Source organism: Mycoplasma leachii PG50, assembly GCF_000183365.1.
Lineage (GTDB): Bacteria > Bacillota_I > Bacilli_A > Mycoplasmatales > Mycoplasmataceae > Mycoplasma > Mycoplasma leachii.
Map to the genome: position 1 here is coordinate 807,886 of NC_014751.1, position 21,438 is coordinate 829,323.

The following is a 21,438-nucleotide window of genomic DNA, read 5'->3' on the forward strand; positions in this document are numbered from 1 at the left end:
ATCCACCTCTTTTCAATATATTATTATATCATTTTGATAAAAATGTATAATTTAATTAGTTAAGAAGGGATAATTTATGGCAAAAAAACAAAACTTTGCAATCATTGGTGTTTCTAACTTTACTTTGTCTGTTATTGAAACTTTAGTACAAAAAAGACAATCTGTAACTGTTTTTGATATTGATGAAAGACGTTTGAATTTATATTTATCTGAATTTGATACAGTTGAAGGAATTGTAATTGATACAACTAATAAAGTAGCTCTAGCAAAAAAAGGAATTCAATCATATGATTGAGTGATTGTTGGAATTGAAAATGAATTAGAATCATCACTAGTAACAGTTTTAAACTTATTAGATTTAAAATGTACTAATATTACAGTTAAAGCAAAAGATGATAATTATAGAAGAGTTTTACTAGCTTTAGGTTTAACTGAAAATCAAATTATTGTTCCTAATAAAATTGCTGGAGAAATTACAGCTACTAGAGTAATTTTTAATATTGATTTTGATATTGAAGTGCATTCAATTGATGATGAATTTATCTCTTCAACTTTAGAAGTTAAAAACTCTGATTTATTTAATAAAAATATTCAACAAGTTGGATTATCAGCAAATAAAGATTTTAATATTATTCAAATTAGAAGAAAAGGTAAGATCTTATTACCAGATGATTATACTGAACTAAAAGAAGGAGATCATATTGTAGTTTTTGCAAGAACTACTATTATTAATAGTTTAGCTGAAAAAATTCAAGGTATGATTGATGAAGAAACTGATCCAAACCTTTTAACTGAAGAACAATAAAAAAATGGGCAGTGCCCATTTTTTATTATTATAAATTCTTTTCAATTTCTTTAATTACAATTTCATTTGCAATTTCAGGATCAACATTACCATTAGTTTGTTTCATTAACTGACCCATAATTGTTTTAATTACTCTTTCAGGACGAGTTGAATATTGGTTTAATAACTCTTTATTTTGATTAATAATATCAATTAATAATTTTGAGATTTCATCTTTATTTGTAATTAATTTTAGATTTAATCTTTCAACAATTTGTTCAACAGTTTCAGTATTTGAATCTAATATAATTGGCATAATTACTTTTGTTTGTTTTGATGAAATAATATTTTTATCAATTAAATTAATTACACTAGCTAAATTTTCTGGGCTTAATTCAATTTGATCTATTGTTTTATTTTCTAAATTTAATTTAGCTTGAATTTCTGAAATTAACATTTTAGCTATTTTATTATAATTAGTAGTTAATTTAATAGTTTTTTCAAAAAAATTAGTCATTTCTAAACTAGTTAAAATAATATTAGCATCTTCACTAGTTAAACCTAATTCATTTACATATCTAATACGTTTTTGATCTGCTAGTTCAAGAGAATTTGAAATAATTTGATCAACTCATTTTTGATCTAGTTGGATTGGAAAAATATTTGGTTCTCTAAAATATCTATAATCAATACTATCTATTTTACTTCTCATTAAAATAGTTGAATTAGTTTGATCATCAAATCTTCTTGTTTGTTGTTCAACAATTTGATTTTTTAATAAAATTTCTTTTTGTCTATTAATTTCAAATTCAACAGCTTTTTTAATATTTGAAATAGAGTTTAAGTTTTTGATTTCAACTTTATTTGAAAATTTATCACTACCATAAGGTCTTAAAGAAATATTTAAATCAGTTCTTAGTGAACCTTCATTCATTTTTACATCACTAACATTTAAAAATAATAAAATTTCTCTAAGCTTTTCAACATATAAACAAGCTTCTTCAGCACTTCTTAATACTGGTTTTGTAACAATTTCAATTAATCCAACACCAGATCTATTATAGTCAAGATAAGTTAAATTATCTTTATGCACTTGTTTTGCAGTATCTTCTTCAATATGCAAACGTTCAATTTCAATTACTTTTTTATTTCCATTTTCTAAAATTATTTCTAAACTACCATTTGTTCCAATTGGATTAAATTGTTGAGTGATTTGAAAACCTTTAGTTAAATCTGGATAAAAATAGTTTTTACGATCAAAAGTTAATAAAGTATCAATTTGCATATTTAAAGCATTACATGCTAAAATAGCTAACTCTACTCCTTTTTTATTAACACTTGGTAAAGTTCCAGGATAAGCTAAATCAATTTCATTTGCTAAAGTATTTGGAGTTTGTCCGTAACTAACTTTACTTGGTGAAAACATTTTTGAATTAGTTTTTAATTCAACATGGTTTTCAACTCCAATAATAATCTCAAAATTTTGCATACTAGTCCTCAACAATTTGGTTTTTAATTCCAATAATATTTTCTAATAATTTAGCTGCTTGCAATGTTGATAAATCTGTTTTAACTTTTGTTGTAATATTAATTCCAACTGGCATATTTTTAGTTTTAAAAAATGGAATAGTAATTGAAGGACTACCTGTAAAATTAGCTAAAACTAAAATATTTTCAATAAAATCTCTTTCTTGAGATTTTTTATTTGGATTAGTAATTTCTTCTATTAATGGAGCAATAGATGGTGATGCTGGTAATAATAAAACATCAATTTGTTCAAATAAATTATTAAAATCACGATTAATTAAAGTTCTAACTTTTTTAGCTTGTACTAAATATTTTTTTTGATTTTCACCTTTTAAAACTAGTGAACCAATTGCAAATCTACGTCTAACAATTTCACCAAAACCTTGAGTTCTTGAATTGATCATAATTTCACTATAATCATTTCCGTCCACTCTTTTTCCATATTTAATTCCATCTAAACAAGAATTAGTTGAAACACTTTCACTATTTGCAATCATTAAATAAACAGGTAAAACTGCATCTAATAAATCTTGTCTAAAATCTAAAGCTTTAATTTGATAACCTTTATTTTTTAATGTTTCAAATAAATTATAGTAATGAGTTTTATGTTCTTGATCTAAACTTTCAATTACTGAACTAATATATCCAAAAGTTTTAATATTTGAAAAATCATTTATTTGTTTTAAAAAGTCAACATGATCAGCTGTTGTTGATGAAAAATCTCTAGTATCATTATCATAACTAGCATCACATAAAACTGCCATATCATCTACATTTTTTGTAAAAAATCCAGCTGTATCTAAACTTGGAGCATATGGTAATAATCCATATCTTGAAATTACTCCATAAGTTGGCTTAAACCCAACTATTCCATTATAACTAGCTGGTTTTCTAATTGAATCACCAGTATCAGTTCCTGTTGCAAATGGAACTAATCCTTTAGCTACTAAATAAGCAGACCCAGAACTAGAACCACCAACTATACGATTTTTATCTCATGGATTTGTAATCTTACCATTACATGATAATAATCCAGTTCCACCCATTCCAAGTTCATCTAAAGCAGATTTTCCAACTAATATAGATTGATTTTTATCTAGTGAATCAACTAAGGCAGCAGAATAATTTGGAATATAGTTCTCTAGTATTTTTGATGAAGCTGTAGTTGGTATATCTTTTGTTGAAAAATTATCTTTACAAATATATGGAATTCCACATAATAAATTATTGCTATCAAAATTTTCTTCAACTTTTTTTGCTTGTTTTAAAGCATGAATTTCAGCTAAATAATTAATTGCATTAGAATCTAATTCATATTTTAAATTCTTCAATACTTCTTTAGTTAGATCTAAAACAGTATATTTTTTATCTACTAAATCTTTGTGAATTTCAAAAATACTTTTTTTTCTATAATCTTGCATTATTTAACCACCCTTGCTATTGTGATGTAATCATCATGTTTAGTTGGCGCATTTTCTAAAATTTCTTTTTGACAATTAGTTTGTATTGGTTCATCATCTCTTAAATATGAATGAATTTGATTAACTGTATAAAAAGTTGGTTCAACATCTGTTGTATCAATACTAGTGATTTTTTTAAAATCATCAAAAAGTTTGTCTTCAACACTCATTAAGTTTTCAAGCTCTTCATCGTTTAATTCAAACATAAAATCATGAGCTAATTCTTTTCAAAATTCTTTATTAAATCTATTTGACATATTATCCTTTCTCTAATTTTAATAAATCAAAAAAATGCTGTTCATCTATAATTTTAACACCTAATTTTTTTGCTTTTTCTAGTTTAGAACCTACATTATTACCAACTAATAAATAGTCAGTTTGTTTAGAAATTGAGCCACTTATCTTACCAGCATTATTTTCAATTAGTGTTTTAAATTCTTCTCTTGGTCTTGTTAAAGTTCCAGTAATTACAAATGATTTATTAGCAATTATTGAATTAGAATTAATTTTTGCTCCCAAATAATTAAAATTAATATTAAATGATTTTAAATCATTAATTAGTTTTAAATTATCTTCTATTTTAAATCAATCAACAATAGATAAAGCTAAAGATTCTCCAATTGAATTTATTTGAATTAATTCATCATAACTAGCACTCATTAAATTATCTATATTTTGATATTTTTTAGCTAAAATTTTTGCGGTTTTACTTCCAATATGTCTAATTCCTAAACCAAATAAAACTTTTTCTAAAGAATTATTTTTAGAAGCATTAATTGAATCAATTAAATTTAAATAACTTTTTAAACCAAAATTATCAATTGCTAAAATTTGATCTTTATATTCTTCTAATTTATAAATATCTGAAATATTTTGAATAATTTTTAGATTAAATAAAATCTCTAAACTTCTATCTCCTAAACTTACAATATTCATAGCTTCTCTGCTACTAAAATGTTGTAATGATCTTAATATTTTCATAGAACAAGAAGAATTTATACAAAACTGATCAACTTCACCATCATTTTTTTCTAATAAAGAATAACAATTTGGACAATATAATGCAGGTTTAAATTTTTCTAATTTATAAAAATCTTCATCTTTAATAGCTTCAATAACTTCTGGAATAACATCTCCAGCTTTTTTTATTTTAACTATACTATTAATTCTTAGATCTTTTGTTTTAATATATTCTGCATTATTTAAAGTAGCAGCACTAATTTTAGCTCCCATTAAAAAAACAGGTTCAAGTTTAGCATTATAAGTAATTTTTCCAGTTCTTCCAACTGTAGCAAATACATCTAATAATTTAGTTTGTTTAATTTCAGCTGGAAATTTATAAGCAATTGCTCACTTTGGAATTTTACTAGTAAACCCTAAACTATTTTGTAAGTTTTTATCATTAATTTTAAATACAATTCCATCAATTTGATAATCTAAATCATTTTTTAAATTAGTATATTTTTGTATATATGCTTTAATTTGATCTAAATTTTTGCACAACATTGTTTCTTTATTAGTTTTAAAACCTAGCTGATTTAGTCTTAAAATGGATTCATATTGATTAAGCTTAGCTGAATCATCACTAATGTAATAATATAAAAAAGCATCAAGATTTCTACTTGCAACTATTTTTGAATCTAACTGTCTCAAAGTACCAGCGGCTGCATTTCTAGGATTTGCAAATAAATCTTCACTATTTAATAATCTTTTTTTATTAATTTTTTCAAATTCAGCTTTAGATAAATATATTTCTCCTCTAACTTCAACACGTTCTTTTTTACTAATTTTTAAAGGAATAGATTTAATAGTTTTTACATTAATAGTGACATCTTCACCTACAATACCATTACCTCTAGTAGCAGCTGATACTAAAACTCCATTTTCATAAACTAATGAAATTGATAAACCATCAATTTTTAATTCAGCTACATATTCATTATTTAAATTGTTTGAAACTTTACTTACTTGAGTATTAAATTCTAAAAATTCATCAAAATTAAAAACATTGCCTAAACTTAGCATTGGAGTTTTGTGAGTTATTTTTAAAAACTTTTCATTAACCGTTCCACCAACTTTTTGACTAGGTGAATCACTTGTAATAAATTCAGGATATAAATTTTCTAAACTAATTAGTTCTTTTAAAGCTAAGTCATACTCAGTATCATCAACACTTGGATTATCATCAACATAATATTGTTTAGATCATAAGTTTAACTGTTCTTTTAATTGATTAATTCTTAATAGAACTTGTTCTTTTGACATATTTTAATACTCCAATTCATCTTTTTTCATATCACTAAATTTTAAAGTATAAATTTTAGGCTTAGGTTTATATTTTGAATATTTTTCAAATTCACTTTGATCAATAGCCTTGTCATTTTCAAAACCATTCATAGCTTTTAATAAAGCCTCTTGTTTTAATAACAACTCATCAATTTTTATACCTTCTTTTTCAAAAAGTTTCTTTTTTGCTAAAATTTCTTTTTTTCTTGCAATTTGTTTAATAATAGGTAGGTTATAAAAAAATATTTTACCTATTGATTTATTAAATATTAATGGAACTACTACTATTAAAAACAAACCTACAAAAAATGTTATAGCAATAACTGTTAAAAGCATATTAAAATTAACAGGAATTTCATCATCTAAATTAATATGAGCAATAGTAGATAAAACTAGTAAAACCATTCCAATAATTGCTCCTGAAAGAACTAAATAGCTTACATTTGTAAAAATCGAATCAAATTTAGCATTATAAACTAACTTATCTCAAGAAAAAAATCATAAATATACATAAGCAACTATTAAAAAGAAAATCTTAAAAATATAAAATGTTTCAATCACAGAAGTAATTTTAGTTTCAACATCACTAATAAAACGATTTAATAATAAAGTAGTAATAAAACTAGTAATAAAAAAACTAAAAGCAATAATATTAATTGGTTTAACAATTGCTCTGTTCATTCCTTTTGCTTGTATTAAAGATAATTTTCCTTCTAAAACAACAATTAAGCTTGTTGTAAAACCAAAAAGTGTTGAGAAATTAAAACTAGAAATTATAAATTTAATTGTGTTTTTTGTTAATCCATTTGTATCAACATCATTAATTATGATTTTTGAAAATAGCCCTGAAACTACATAAGGAGTTATTGAACTTGTAAAAAGAAATGAAAATATAGATACAACATAAGTGTAATACTCATAATTAGAATATGTTGTTCAATCTAGTCGGCCTTTTTTAATAATAACACTTAAAAAATATTCTCTAAATGAAGTAATTAAAGTAGTCATAATAACTCTTAAATTAATTGCAACTACCATATATAAAGAAAGTAAAGAAGAAACCTTTAACCCAATTGAACCCAAAGCTAAAAAGATAATAATTAAATCACTATTACTTAAAATAGATTGACCAATAGAAGATCAATAAATTTTTGTAGATTTTCTAATTAAACTTAAATTATTAAAATCATTATAAAATTTTAAAAATGGATATTTTGATTTAATATAAATTTTAATTATAAGTCCTCTTATGAATGGATAAAGTAAAAACGGTAAAAATAAATAAACTGGTGAATATTTATCATTTAAAGAAATATAAGAATTCAATCCTATAAAAAATGCACCATAAAACAACATATCAGTAAATAAAATAACTAATTTTCTAGTGGCATTTTTTTGATCTGCTTGCATAATATTTTCATAAACACCAAAAAGTCCAGCTGTTAAAGTTTGTTTAAATCCTAAAATTAAAAAAATTAAACTTAGTTCTCAAAACTTTAAACTAGATGAACTTTTTGATAATGGAGCAATAAAATCAATTCCTCACTTAATTGGTTGATTACTTGTTATCATTGGAGAAATTGCAATTTGTAATGGATAAAGTATAGATAATAAAAAAACTAAAATAAAACCAGAAACAATCTTATTATTATAATTTCTTTTTGAAGTTGAATAAATTTCATTAACTGTAATTCAATCTTTTTTACTTAAAGGTTCTGATAGCATTAAAACTGTTGATAAAGCTAAAGCTCCTTCAGCAGTTCCACCAATTATTGAAAGTGACATAGAAATTCTAATAAATCCATTTATTTCAGTTCCAAAACTTTGTAAAACTCAATAAATTAACAAAAACTGAATTATCATATTAGTTATTGAAATAACAACACCTAATAAAGCACTAAAAACACCACTTTTAGCTGAAGTAGTTTTTTCAGTTGTACTAATAGGTATATTAGCAGTTGTTGATTCAACATTTGTTTGCATAATTACCTCCTACTAATTCAATCTGGGTTTTTTATAATTACTTTATTATTTAAATAATCTAAAGGTTTTTTTAAATTTTTAAATTCAATTTTAAAAGCTGCTAAATAGATCATTTTTTGATCATTTTCTTTTTTACCATTATATCTAAAATCATTTAAAATAGGATTATTATAAAAACTTAACACACTTCTAATTTGGTGTTTTTTACCTGTTATTAATTTTACTAAAATTAAATTTTTATTAATTAGTTTAAACTCAGTTTGACAATATTTATAGTTATTTTTTTCAACTAAACTAAAATCAGCTTTTTGAGTATTACTATCATAACTAATATAACCATTAACTTGTAAAAAATCATTTAAATTTCAATCATAACTAGTTAGTGCATAATAATATTTATTAATTTGATCGTTTGATTTAAATGCATTAGTTAAAATAGTTGAACTAATTTTATTTTTAGCATAAATTACTAAGCCACTAGTTAATTTATCTAATCGATGAACATGAGAAATCACAAATGAATTTTCTAAATAAATATCATACTCTTTTTTATCAACTAAATAAGATTTAACCATATCATCTAAACATAAATTATATGTTGAATGCATTTCTAAATTATTAGACTTGTTAACTATTAAAATATTATTATCTTCATAAACAATATCTAAATTAACATTACTAATATAGTTAAATTGATCTCTAATTATTGGTTTATTTGAATCATAAACTTCAATAATATCATTTACTTTTAATAAATAATTTTTATCATTAATTCTTTTAGAATTTATCTTAATAGATTTATTTCTTATTCATTTATAAATAACACTTATAGGAGTAGTTTTAAAAGTTTTTTTTAAAAACTTAAATAAAGTTTGATTTTGATCATTTTTATTAACAATAAATTTTGTCATAACTATTTTATATATAAACTAGCTATTATTAAAACTACTGAAATTAAATTATAAAAAGAATGAGATAATCAACAATAACTTAAATTACCTTTAGAAAAACTAAACGCTAATGAAAAGAAAAACCCACCTATAACATATGGAAAAATATTATAAACATCTCCACTTGAAATATGTAAAATTCCAAAATATAAACTAGATACTATGATTGATAAAACTTTATTTGAAACCCCTGTAAATAGAGCTTGTCTAGCTACTATTTCTTCACACAAAGGAGCTATAAAAACAGTTAAAATGATAAATAAAACCATATAAATGTATTTAGTAATTCCTTGTACTTTAAAAGGTGAAACTAAACCTTCTTGATTTTTTGATTCACCTAAATTTAACTTTAATTCTGTAATTATTAAACTATATAAAGTATTACCTACAAAAAAAGCAACAATTGCAAAAAGAATTGCAATGGGCATTAAAAGTTTTTTATTTTCTTTAAAAGTTTTTTTAACTTTACTTTTTAAATTATTTATTTTATTAAATGCAAAAATAATTACTAAAACTTCAGCAACAGTTTGAACTAAAAGATTATAAATATCAGATCAAGCATTATTATTGTTATTATTAAAAACACCAACTAAATTTGCTAATAAACCAAAAGCTAATCCAAATAGTTGTAAAAATATTGGAAAACCAAACAATATTCCAACTCCAGACTTTCAAAAACTCATAGGATTTCTAGATCAAAAAATAGTTGCTCCAACTAAAGTAAATAAAATACTTGAAAGTTGAAAAATTAATCCTATTCTTTCATCTGTTATATTTAATTGAGTTTTAAAAACATTTAAAAAAATTACTGCAATTAATGGCAAAATAACTAATGAAAATAAAATAATCATTCCTTCAACTTTAGGTTTATAAAACTTAAAATCAAATGGATATTGTTGATCAACACCAGTATCTTTAATACTAAATTTTTTAATCATTTTAAAATAACTTTCTATTAATAAAGAAAACAACCTAGATGGTTGTTTTTAAATTAAATTATCTTTGTATTAAAGCTGTATCAATCATAGTTTGTTTGATTGCTTGTATTGCTTGATCAGCATCATTTCCATCAGCTTGAATAGTTATTTCGGTTCCAGTTTTTATAGCCATTGCCATTACATTCATAATTGATTTTAAATTACCTTGTTTTTCATTTGCTATTATAGTAATGTTTGAACTAAATTCAGAAGCTTCTTTAGCTAGTACTGAAGCTGGTCTTGCATGTAATCCTACTTTATCTGTAATGATAGCTGAAAACTTTGCCATAAGTCTAATCCTCCTAAAATTTAACAATATTATTATATCATTCTTATTTAAACTACATTTAAATATTATACCTTACTTAAAGCAGAATTATTAGTAGCAATCATCATAATTCCATAACTTGAATTTGTAAATGAAATTTGTAATTGATCATTAATTATTTTAACTACAACACCTTTTCCAAATAATTTATGTTCAACATGATCACCAACATTATATAAATTATGTTGTTTTGGACTAACATAAAATGAACTTTGTTTATAATCATTTGAATCATAAAGTAAAGTATTTAAAAATTGAGTTTCAAATTCATATAAGTCTTTATCAAGTTCATGAATAAATTTACTTGGCTTTAATTCTGATTGCATAATATGAGAATAATCGCCTTTAACATAAGTTAAAAATAATTCTTCTTTTGCTCTAGTTAAAGCAACATATAAAGCACGTCTTTCTTCTTCTAATTCACTAATACTAGTTTCAGATAGTCTTGATGGAAAAACTCCTTGGTTTAATCCAGTAATAAAAACTACTTTATTTTCTAATCCTTTGGCTGCATGAACTGTTAGTAATGAAACTTTATCAATTTGTTCAGCTTCATCAATATCACTAGCTAAGGCTTCTTCTTGTAAAAAAGCAATTAGTTTATTTTCTTCACTATAATATTTTGGATCAAAATCTTCATCAAATCTTTTTAATTGATCATATAAAGCATTAATATTTTCTAAATCGTCTTGCTCTTTTTTAACTTTTAATTTATTTTCATAACCAGATTGAATTAGTAAATATTTTAAGATTTCTTCAATATTTGTATTATCTAAATATAACTGATGAGCTGTTTTAAACACTTCAATAAGTTCATCTAAGTTTTTAGTAATTGAATGTAAAAGTGTTCTATTTTCATTTGTAATTAAATCAAATATATTCAAATGATTTAAATTAGCAGTATTTATAATTTTTTCAATTGTAATATTTCCAATTTTTGGAATTAAACCTAAAACTCTTTGACTAGATAAATTATCTTTAATTGAAATCATTTTTAAAAATGCCATAGCATCTTTAATTACTTTTCTTTCTCTAAACTTAATTCCACCAATTAATTGAAAAGGAATTTTTTTATTTGCTAGTTCTTTTTCAAATTCTTGAGACCAAGCATTCATTCTATATAAAATAAAAATATCTTTATAATGATAACCTTGTTTAACTAGTTCTTTAATCTTAGAGCTTACATAACTAGCTTCACTAGTTTTTGAATTACATTCTTTTAAAACTACTTTTTTACCTGATTTATTATTAGTAAAAATTTCTTTGTGTTCTCTAAATTTATTGTTTTTAATAAAACTATTAGAAATATCTAATATTTGTTTTGTTGATCTATAGTTTTGATTTAAAACAATACTTATAGCATTACTATATGTTTTATTAAAGTTTAAAATAATATCTAATTTAGCTCCTCTTCAAGAATAAATAGTTTGATCAGGATCTCCAACTACTGTTAAATGATTAGTATTTATAGTTAAAAATTTAATTAAGCTAAATTGAAGTTCATTAGTATCTTGAAACTCATCAACTAAAACATAATCATAAGCATTTCTTCATTTATTTAAAATTTCATTATTTTGTTTAAATAATAGATAAACATAAATTTGTAAATCATCAAAATCTAAAGAATTATTTTTTAAAAGCGTATTTTGATACAACCTATAAATAGCTGCAAAGTTTTTTTCTAAAGTGCTTGTAGCATTTAAAATAGCTTCACTTGGATCAACTAATTCTTCTTTTCATTCTTTTATTTTATAAAGAATTTTTTTATCAAAAGTTTTTTTATCGTTTTCATTTAGTTCAATATTTGATTCTTTTAAAGCTGATTTAATAATTCTTTTTTGATCATCACTATCAATAATTAAAAATTTATCTTCTAATCCAATATGTTTTCCATCAATTCTTAATACTTTAGAACATCATGAGTGAAAAGTAGAAATAAACGGACTTTTAAAAGAATTATTTGTAATTTGTAAAACACGTTCTTTCATTTCTTTAGCAGCTTTATTTGTAAATGTTACAGCTAAAATTCTACTAGGATCGATGTTTTGTTTTTCTATTAAATAAGCAATTTTAGTTGTAATTACTCTAGTTTTACCACTACCAGCTCCAGCAATAATTCTTACTGGTTTATCTGTATTTAAAACTGCTGCTAATTGTTGAGTGTTTAGTAAATTTAACAAATTATCCACTGACATTTTTTCACCATCTACTCACTATTTTTTTTATCTTTTAGATCATCACTATCTAAATCTTGTTTTAACTCATTTATAAATTCTAAATCAAAATTACCAGGTTGTTCATTTAAAGAAATATGTTTATCATTTCTAGTTAAAATTTTATTAGATTTAATTTGTTTATTTACTATTGTTTTTTGTTTTTCAATTACAATTAAATTCAATTTAATATCAATAAAAGATTGATGATTAGCTTGTAGTCTAATTGAAATCATCAATCCTAAAAATCAAAATAAAACAATAACTAAACCTATTTGATAAACAATTAAAGATAAAGAGATTCTTCAAGCTTGTTTTTTTACAAAATTACTAGGTAATAAAAGAGCAAAAATAATTGTAAAAATAAAACCAATAAATAAAGGGATAAAAATAAATCAAATTTCTCTAACTAATACTTGTTTAAAACTAATTTTTTTAGTATTTAAACTTTTTAGCTCTATTTTAAAAAGTTTTTTACAACAACTATTTCCTTTTAATAAAAAACTTAAAACAACAAAATAAAAAAAAGTTCACACAAAAGATACTAAATACTTAGCAAGCAAACTTATAATATCACCAATTTTAATTTTAAGAAAAATTGAAATGATAATTAATGGAATTGAGCAAATTAACAAATCAAAAAGCCTAGCAAAAAAAACTTTTCATAAACTAGCTAATTTGTAGTTATTAATATCTAGTTTAAGATCATTTGTTTTACTAGTAATTAAAGAATCGCTCATTATTTTATTTTTTTAAGTTCACTATATATAAAACGCTCAAAATCATTCATTCTTTTATTAAATTCAGGATCTTTATTTTCTAAAAAGATTTTATTTTTTTTAACAAAACCATTAATTTTGTTTTTTACTTTACTTTGAGTAAAATTCAAAGCTTTTTTATATAAAACAGGGTTGTTATATTTTTCAATTAAATTTAAAAATTTATAACAAGTTTGATAATAATGAGCATAAGTTAATTGATCTGAAAGAACTTTATATTTATCAATTTGTCTAAAGTAATTAATAATGTGTGGTCATTGTCTTAATAAATCAAAAGCTGAATATTTCATAATAGAAATTCTATGCAATGATAAATAGTCATCAAGTATATAACAATTATTTGCTAAAGATAAAAATTTATAAGTAAATAAGTGGTCAAATCTAACTTTTCTTCTAAAGCTTAAATTTTTTTGTTTAATTATCTCAAGTTTAAAAGCTTTAGTATAAATAAGTCTTTGAATATAAGCAAATACTTCATAATTTTTATTTAAATCATATAATTTATTACCTTTTAAAAGATTATATGAAATTTGATCTTCAAGTAAACCATTATAATTTTGATTAAATTCTATTAAATCAGCATTGTTTTTCTCAGATACTTTTTGAATTTGTTCAACAAAATTGGGATATAAAAAATCGCCTTCTTTAACAAAAACAACATATTTTCCTGTTGCTAATCCCATTGCAATGTTTCAATCACTTGAAGTATCTTGTGGAATATTATTTTCGCTTAAAATGATGTTATTTGAATTATCAAAAATTTCTTTTATATATTTTCTTTTTGCATTATCTGTATATTTAGAGTCATTTATAATAATAGTTTGGTGTGAGTCATTAGTTTGATGTTTTATAGAGTCAATAGTTGTTTTTAATCTATTTAAATGTGTTTGAGACACAATAATAAAAGATACCAGCATTTTTACACCAACCTTCTTATACTATTTATATTTTACACTATTTAAAAATTAAAAAATGAAACTTATTTTTTAGTTATAAGTTTCATTTTTTAATGAGTGTTTCTGATATCTAGTTATAATGTTTTAAGTATTTCTTCTGAAAACTTTGGAAGATTTTCTTTTGGTATATTTGATTCAGCATCTTTTCTAAAATCTTTTGCGTGAGTTACTTTTATTGGTTTTCAAGAACTTAAACTACGTTTAAATCCTTTTGCGCCTTGGAACATTTGTCTCATCGATGTAACATTAGATATATTTCATTTAGTAATATCACCATTAAATAATTTTGTTTTACTAAACATTCGACACTGCCATATTTTCTACTTTAGAAGTATCTCATTCATTTAAATCCTGATTGAAATTAAAAGCTCCACTAAACATAATTTGCATATCTTCAACTTTTTTTACATTTAACTTAAACACAGAACCATTGAAATTTTCAGCATCTCAAAACATTCCATGCATTCTTTAACATTTTTTGTATCTCAAGAATTTAAATCTTGATTAAATTTACTTGCTCCAGCAAACATTTTAGTTATATCAATAACATTTGAAACATCTCAATTACTAATATCTTGATCAAAAGTTGTTGTATCACTAAATGTTTCAGTTAAGTATTTTACATTAGTTATTTTTCATTTATCTAAATTATCTATACGTTCTGATTCTAAATTTCTAAATGCATTGTCTAATGAATTAATTTTTAAAGGAAGATGCAGTGGAACTTTTTTTGTATTTTTGTCAACTGTGTTCATTTTTATACTTTTTAACGTATTATCTAGTTTATAACCAATTTGTAATAATTGATTTTTAGATTTATCATATTTTTCTTTAACTTCGTCTTTTAAAACTGTTTTAGGAATAAAAGTAATTGTTTTATTAAAATAACTAATATTTAACTTATTTATTTCACTACTATTATTATCAACTTGCAACTTTGTATTTTTTTGATCTTCATTAGCTAGTTTTAAATAATTTAGATGATAAATATTAGAATCCTTTAAATAAACTTTTAATTGATCAACAACATCTTGATAAGTTGAAAACTACCAAAAGCTTCTTCTTGTTCTTTAAAAACTTTTTGTAAAGCTGTTAGACCTTTATTTTTAATATCTTCACTTACTACAGTTTCTAATTTAATTTCAGAAGTATCAGGTATAGATCTTCTATTTCTTGAAGAACTGTTTTGCTCATTTATATTTTTATTAGGATTAGTTTGTTTATTAGTGCAACTAACTGATAAAATACCAGTACTTAATATAGTTAAACTACTTATTATTTTTAATAAGTGCTTCATTTTTGCCCTTTCTTTAAAACAAAAAATACGAATCTAGAAATTCGCAAATATATCAATATAAAGTTATATTAATTAATTAATCTAAAAGTTTTTTGTATTCAGAATACCCCTTTTTTTCCATTTCTTCATATGGAATAAATTCAATAGCTGCCCCATTAATACAATATCTTAATCCACCCATTTCTTTAGGACCATCATTAAAAACGTGTCCTAAATGGTTGTCTCCAGTTTTTGATCTAACTTCAACTCTATGCATATTGTGAGAATAATCTGCTTTATATTCAACAGCTTTATTATTAATTGGAGCTGTAAAACTTGGCCAACCACAACCAGCATTAAACTTAGTATTTGAAGCAAATAACACTTCTCCAGTTATTTTTTCAACATAAATACCTTTTCTATGTTCGTCATTAAATTCTGAAGTGTGTGGTTTTTCTGTTGCTGAATATTTTAAAACATTTAAACTTAATTCGTCTAAACTTAATTCTTTTCTTATTAACTTAATAAGTTCTTCTTCTTTTTTTGTTAAATTAAAATCTATATTTAAATTAACATGACAATAACCTGTTGGGTTTTTATCTAAATAATCTTGATGATAGTCTTCAGCTGTCATATAGTTTTTTAATTCTTCTAATTCAACATAAAATTCATCATATTGTTTTTTGTATTCTAAAAACACTAATTCAATAACTTTTTTATCATTTATATCAGTATAATAAACACCAGTTCTATATTGTGTTCCTACATCATTTCCTTGCTTATTTAAAGAATCAGGATGAATAATTCTAAAATAATGCACTAGTAATTCTTCTAGTGAAATTTGATTTGAATCATAAGTAACTTTAACTGTTTCAGCATGTAAAGTTTTAGATAAACTATAATATTTAGTTTTTTCACTAATCCCATTAGCATATCCATTTTCAGCATCAATTACACCTTTTAATTTAGAAAAATATGCCTCAACACCTCAAAAACAACCACCAGCTAAATAGATAACTTTATTCATATGTTTCTACTCCCTTTTTTTATTGTTATTTATTTTAATATAAAAAATATAAATTTATAAACTTTAATTAAAATAAATAAAAACAAATCTATATAGATTTGTTTTTCTAATTATTATAATTTGTTAACTTCTTTTACACTAAATGAAACTGTTCTTTCATCTCTTAATTTATACATTAAATTTGGATTAGCATAACCTTTAGTTTTTTCAAAACCTAACATACTTAAACCATTATAGTATTGTGGTAGTTCAATTGTGATTTCTTTCTTTTTATCTTCTTTACCAGTTTTAGGATCAACTTGATATATTTTAGTATCTGTTTTTTGCTCAACACCTATATTTCCAATTGTAGAAAACTTATTATTTGAAACACTAGATTTATAACCTTCGGCTCTTTTATCATCTAGTTGTGCTCTAGTTGTTTTAGATGAAAAATAATTTTCTGATAAATAATTAGGTCTATTTGTGTATAAGTTAATGTGAGCATGACTCATTCATCCACCGTTTGATGAATGATCGCCTAAATAACCAATAACTGTACCTTTTGAGACTTTTTTTGGTGTGCTTGAAGTGACACTTTTTACAACTTTTACTGTTCTTTTATCACCTAATGTTGCAGTCTCAGCAGTTCATCCTAGTTTATCATTATTTAAGGTTCTTTGTGCATCTAAATGTAAGAACGAAATGTAAATATGTGTTTTATTATCGTTTAATTCGATTTCTTTTTGTTTAGGAGATCATGGTAGGCTAGTAATTGGAACTTTAGCAACCAATACAGTACCAACACCAGCAAATGGAACATTAGTACTTAATTCATAAGCTGCTATAATTTCACCATCATATGGCATTAATACAGCTTCAAAGTCTTTAGCTATATAATCTTCACCTATGTGCATAAATTTAGGACTTTTTACTTTTTCACTATAAAATCCTCTAGATCTAGCATACCCTCCAGAAAATAGTTCTGAATCAAATTGTCTAAAGAAGTCTTTATTTATACTTTTTAGATTTTCTTGAGTTAATTTTTCAGTTGCAAAGTTAGGAGCGTGAATATTATTTTTAGTAAAATCAGCACTATATAAATCTGTGTATTTTCCTACACCTATTTTTTTATGTAGTTTTATTACATTATCTTTACTTTCATTAGTTAATACTTCTAAAAGTACACCAGAATTTCTATAATCTGTTGTTTTATCAATTGAACTTAATTTAATATTTTTAATGAATTTAGACTTAGATTTTATTATTAAATTGTCATTCATTAACTTAGTAAAATCAGTATTAGTTTCAGAAAACTTAACAGTATTAACTTTAATAGATTCACTTATTTTTAATTCTTTTCAAAATGTGTCTTTTTGATTAAAGTTAAACTTAATTCAAACATTAACACCAGTTTCAGTTTCTTTTCCTTTAATTTTTACACCTAGTCTTAATTTTAATAATCCTTCATTAATAGCTAGACTAGGATCAGATAAATCTACATCAGTAATAGTAACTTTATGTTCAACTTCTTTATCTTTAACTAATTTAACAAATTCTTCAGTTTTAACATCAAAAATAGAACTTAGTTGAGTTGAATTTAATTCATGAATTCCTCATTCATCAACTAGTTTTTTAGTTTCTTCAGTTACTGTTTTAACACTAGCTGTAAAGCTATTTTTATCTTTTAATTTAACAAGTTCATTGTATATATCTTTAATCCTAGATACATCTATTTTTTCACTACCACTTGCTTTTACATTTTTAATTCTAAATTTAAAAGTTTGTTCAATGAATAAACCTTGTTGGTATTTAAAATTATTATGACTAACTAAAGGAAGTTTTACTCTTATAGGAAAAATAACATCAAAGTTATTACCATAATCTCTTGATATGTTATTATAATCAACTTCAAATTCTAATCTTTTTAAAAAACTATCAGATAAATTAAATTCTTTTTTAATGATTTCTTTAAATTTATCTTGATCAAATTTTATATATTTTGATGCATAGTTATTTTTCATTATATTGTTAAATTCAACTGTATCTCCAGATGCACCATCAGTTGTAAATTTAACTAAATCTTTGTTGTGGTCGTGTTTAGTAAAATATTGATTAATTTCACTTAACATATTAATTTGGTTATAGTTTTCAAATTCTTGTTTGTCTTTTTCAGTTTGTAAATTATAGTTTAAATAAATTTTTTCACTTAAAGATTGATTAGATAAAGGATTTTTACAAGAAACTACAACAAGCGAAGGAACAACAGCTAGTGTAGTTAGTAAAGGAATTATCAATTTCTTGCTCTTAAACATAAATCTCCTTGACAACTGAAATGATTTTTCAGTTTTTTATAAATAAGTACGTTAATAAAATTTAATTATTATAAGAATAAAATTAGTAAATTAATTACTAACTAAATTTTAATACTTGAAAATATGAATATTTGAGAATGACTCTTTTTAATATTTTTTTAAATATTAATTCCAAGTTATTAACTAAGTTAGAACTATTTATTTTGATATAAAACAAAAAAACAGATCATAAGATCTGTTTTAGTTTTATGTTAATTTATTTACTTCTTTTACACTAAATGAAACTGTTTTATTATCTCTTAATCTATACACTAAATTTGGATTAGCATAACCTAATCTTTTTTCAAATAAACTCATACTTAAGTTTGGTAAAAATAAAGCTTGTTCATTTTTTACTACAATCTTCTTTTTATTTTCATCTAGTTTTTCTACTCCAGTTATCTGATCAACTTCATTTATAGTGTATGGTGGTCTTTGTGGAGATTGATGTAAACCAATATTTCCAAATTGTCTTCAAGTTTCTTTTCCATTTATATTTTGATGATATTGTTTGATTCTATCTTCAGATAATCCTTGATTAGCTTTAGTTGAAAAATAATTTTCAGATAAATAACTAGGTCTATTTGTATATAAGTTAACATGAGCATGACTCATTCATCCACCATTAGATGCATTATTACCTAAATAACCAATAATAGTATTTTTTGCTACTTTTTGTGGTTTTTCTGGTGTTAAACTTTTAACAACTTGAATTGTTCTATTGTTATTTAAAACAACTTTTTCTGCGCTTCATCCTAATTTTTGATTATTTAAAGTTCTTGATGCATCTAAATGTAAAAATGACATATAAATATGCTCTTTATTATCATTTAAATAGATTTCTTTTTCTTTAGGAGATCAATCTAAATCAGAAACTTTTATTTTAACAACTACAACTGTTCCAACTCCAGTAAATGGTATTTTAGTAGTTAATTCATATGCAGCTATAATCTCTCCATCATATGGCATTAATACAGCTTGAAAATCATTAGCTACGTAATCTTCTCCAATATGCATAAATATTGGTGTAGTAATTTTTGGAGCATAAAATCCTCTTGATGAAGCATAACCTCCAGAAAATAATTCTGAATCAAATTGTCTAAAAAAGTCTTTATTTACAGATTGTAAATTTTCTTGAGTTAATCTTTCGGTTGTAAAATAAGGAGCTTGAATATTATTTTTTATAAAGTCATTTTCATATAATAAACTATATTTTCCAACACCTATTTTTTTATTTAATTCTAATTTTTTATTATCTTTTAATAAAACATCTAAAACTAATTTTGCATTTCTAAAATCATTAGTTTTTTCTATTTTTTTAATATCAACATTTCTAACATCTTTATTAAGAATTTTAACTATTAAATTATCTTTAGTTAATGATAAAAAATCAGTATTAGAAATTCCATATTTAATAGTATCAATTTTAATAACTTCATTTAATTTAATGTTTTTTCAAAATTGATCATTTCAATCAAATTTAAATTTTATTAATTTAGTTATTCCTGCTTCAGCTGGTAAAGATTTTTTTTGAATCGCTTTTAGTTCTATTGTTTTTTGATTAATTTGTTGAATTAATTTATCAATTTCTATTTTATTTGAATCAGACTTATCTTTTTCTAATTTCTCTTTTTTTGTAACTAAGTTATTAATTTCTTTATTAATTTCAATTAGTTTTTTAGCTTTTTCAGATGAATCAAAACTTTCTTTAACTGCAAATCTAACTTTTAAATAACCTTCATTTAAAGCTAAATTTTTATCACTAAAATCAACACCAAAAATTGTTGATTTAAAAACAAAATTAGGATTGTTTGTTTTTAATTGATCAAATTCAGAAATATTTATTTCAAAAATATTTGAAAGTTGAGTTGAGTCTAATTCATTAATATTTCATTGATCTATTTGATTTTTAAGCTCATTAGAAATATTAGTTTTAATTCTTGCTGTAAAGTTATCATATTTAAGTTCTTTTAACTTATTAAAAACATCTTTTAACTCTTCAGCAAAAAACGCTTCACTAGGTGAACTTTTTACATTTTTTAATCTAAACTTAATTATTTGTTCAGTAAATAATCCAGGTTGATAACTAGCTTTTTTATGATTTTCTAATTGTCTTTTTATTCTAATAGGAAAAACAATATCAAAATTATTAGAATAATCTCTATCAATATTAGTGTAATCAACTTCTATTTCTAACTTATTTAAATAATCATCAGAAAGATTAAACTCTTTTTTAATAATTTGTTTAAATTTATCTTTATCAAATTTAACATATTTAGCTGCATAGTTATTTTTCATTAAACTATCTAGAGTTATATAGTTATGTGAATCTTTATTAACAAATTGTACTAGTTGTTCATTAAAGTCGTGTTTTTCAAAAAACTGATTAATTTCAGATAATATGTTTATCTGGTTTTCTTTTTCAAAATCTACTATTTTATAAATACCTTGTTGATTTTGAGTTGTTTTACACCCAATAACTATAGAAGTTGAAAGTATTGGTAAACTACAAAGTACAACAAGAACTGATTTTTTATATTTTTTATTTATCATATAAAT

General features: G+C 22.9%; 19 protein-coding genes. 1 reads left to right on the forward strand and 18 read right to left on the reverse strand.

Annotated features, from left to right (window positions below; all coding sequences use genetic code 4):
- Positions 1–76 precede the first annotated feature (76 nt).
- Entirely contained in the window at positions 77–805 is a 729-nt protein-coding gene (locus MSB_RS03570; protein WP_013447979.1) for a potassium channel family protein, read from the forward strand.
- Positions 806–833: 28 nt separating this feature from the next.
- Here MSB_RS03570 and gatB read toward each other — a convergent pair whose 3' ends face one another.
- The 18 genes from gatB to MSB_RS03655 form a co-directional block, all read right to left on the reverse strand.
- Entirely contained in the window at positions 834–2,273 is a 1,440-nt protein-coding gene (gene gatB, locus MSB_RS03575) for an Asp-tRNA(Asn)/Glu-tRNA(Gln) amidotransferase subunit GatB (RefSeq protein ID WP_013447980.1), read from the reverse strand.
- Between the two features lies 1 nt (position 2,274).
- Complete coding sequence (locus MSB_RS03580; protein WP_013447981.1) at positions 2,275–3,732, reverse strand: amidase family protein; 1,458 nt, start codon at positions 3,730–3,732, stop codon at positions 2,275–2,277.
- On the reverse strand, positions 3,732–4,028 hold the full coding sequence (gatC, locus tag MSB_RS03585) for an Asp-tRNA(Asn)/Glu-tRNA(Gln) amidotransferase subunit GatC (RefSeq protein WP_013447982.1): 297 nt from the start codon (positions 4,026–4,028) through the stop codon (positions 3,732–3,734). The genes MSB_RS03580 and gatC overlap by 1 nt, the downstream gene beginning before the upstream one ends.
- 1 nt (position 4,029) lies before the next feature.
- Positions 4,030–6,036, reverse strand: a complete 2,007-nt coding sequence (ligA, locus tag MSB_RS03590) for an NAD-dependent DNA ligase LigA (RefSeq protein ID WP_013447983.1) — start codon at positions 6,034–6,036, stop codon at positions 4,030–4,032.
- Positions 6,037–6,039: 3 nt separating this feature from the next.
- Complete coding sequence (locus tag MSB_RS03595; RefSeq protein WP_013447984.1) at positions 6,040–8,040, reverse strand: hypothetical protein; 2,001 nt, start codon at positions 8,038–8,040, stop codon at positions 6,040–6,042.
- 2 nt (positions 8,041–8,042) lie between these two features.
- Complete coding sequence (locus tag MSB_RS03600; protein ID WP_013447985.1) at positions 8,043–8,951, reverse strand: RluA family pseudouridine synthase; 909 nt, start codon at positions 8,949–8,951, stop codon at positions 8,043–8,045.
- Positions 8,952–8,953: 2 nt separating this feature from the next.
- A complete protein-coding gene (locus MSB_RS03605; RefSeq protein ID WP_013447986.1) occupies positions 8,954–9,928 on the reverse strand; it encodes a CPBP family intramembrane glutamic endopeptidase in 975 nt (324 codons plus the stop codon).
- A gap of 58 nt (positions 9,929–9,986) precedes the next feature.
- Complete coding sequence (locus tag MSB_RS03610; RefSeq protein ID WP_013447987.1) at positions 9,987–10,256, reverse strand: HPr family phosphocarrier protein; 270 nt, start codon at positions 10,254–10,256, stop codon at positions 9,987–9,989.
- Positions 10,257–10,321: 65 nt separating this feature from the next.
- Complete coding sequence (locus MSB_RS03615; protein WP_013447988.1) at positions 10,322–12,490, reverse strand: ATP-dependent helicase; 2,169 nt, start codon at positions 12,488–12,490, stop codon at positions 10,322–10,324.
- An 11-nt stretch (positions 12,491–12,501) separates the two neighbouring features.
- Positions 12,502–13,248 carry an RDD family protein gene (locus MSB_RS03620; RefSeq protein ID WP_013447989.1) on the reverse strand — a complete coding sequence of 249 codons (747 nt, stop codon included), beginning with the start codon at positions 13,246–13,248 and terminating at the stop codon, positions 12,502–12,504.
- Positions 13,248–14,204 carry a glycosyltransferase gene (locus MSB_RS03625; protein ID WP_013447990.1) on the reverse strand — a complete coding sequence of 319 codons (957 nt, stop codon included), beginning with the start codon at positions 14,202–14,204 and terminating at the stop codon, positions 13,248–13,250. Before MSB_RS03625 ends, MSB_RS03620 begins: the two co-directional genes overlap by 1 nt.
- Before the next feature lie 113 nt (positions 14,205–14,317).
- The gene (locus tag MSB_RS05250) at positions 14,318–14,545 is read right to left on the reverse strand and encodes a BspA family leucine-rich repeat surface protein (protein WP_013447991.1); all 228 of its coding nucleotides are present in this window, start codon (positions 14,543–14,545) and stop codon (positions 14,318–14,320) included.
- Complete coding sequence (locus tag MSB_RS05255) at positions 14,538–14,633, reverse strand: DUF285 domain-containing protein (RefSeq protein ID WP_238523230.1); 96 nt, start codon at positions 14,631–14,633, stop codon at positions 14,538–14,540. Before MSB_RS05255 ends, MSB_RS05250 begins: the two co-directional genes overlap by 8 nt.
- Before the next feature lie 20 nt (positions 14,634–14,653).
- A complete protein-coding gene (locus MSB_RS05265; protein WP_013447993.1) occupies positions 14,654–15,178 on the reverse strand; it encodes a BspA family leucine-rich repeat surface protein in 525 nt (174 codons plus the stop codon).
- A gap of 77 nt (positions 15,179–15,255) precedes the next feature.
- Positions 15,256–15,540 (reverse strand): hypothetical protein, encoded by a 285-nt coding sequence (locus MSB_RS05270; RefSeq protein ID WP_013447994.1) that lies wholly within the window; start codon positions 15,538–15,540, stop codon positions 15,256–15,258.
- A gap of 76 nt (positions 15,541–15,616) precedes the next feature.
- A complete protein-coding gene (gene msrB, locus MSB_RS03645) occupies positions 15,617–16,546 on the reverse strand; it encodes a peptide-methionine (R)-S-oxide reductase MsrB (protein WP_013447995.1) in 930 nt (309 codons plus the stop codon).
- 113 nt (positions 16,547–16,659) lie between these two features.
- Positions 16,660–18,840 carry an MSC_0775 family lipoprotein gene (locus MSB_RS03650; protein WP_013447996.1) on the reverse strand — a complete coding sequence of 727 codons (2,181 nt, stop codon included), beginning with the start codon at positions 18,838–18,840 and terminating at the stop codon, positions 16,660–16,662.
- A gap of 246 nt (positions 18,841–19,086) precedes the next feature.
- Positions 19,087–21,432, reverse strand: coding sequence for an MSC_0775 family lipoprotein (locus tag MSB_RS03655; protein WP_013447997.1), 2,346 nt, complete (start codon positions 21,430–21,432; stop codon positions 19,087–19,089).
- Positions 21,433–21,438 lie beyond the last annotated feature (6 nt).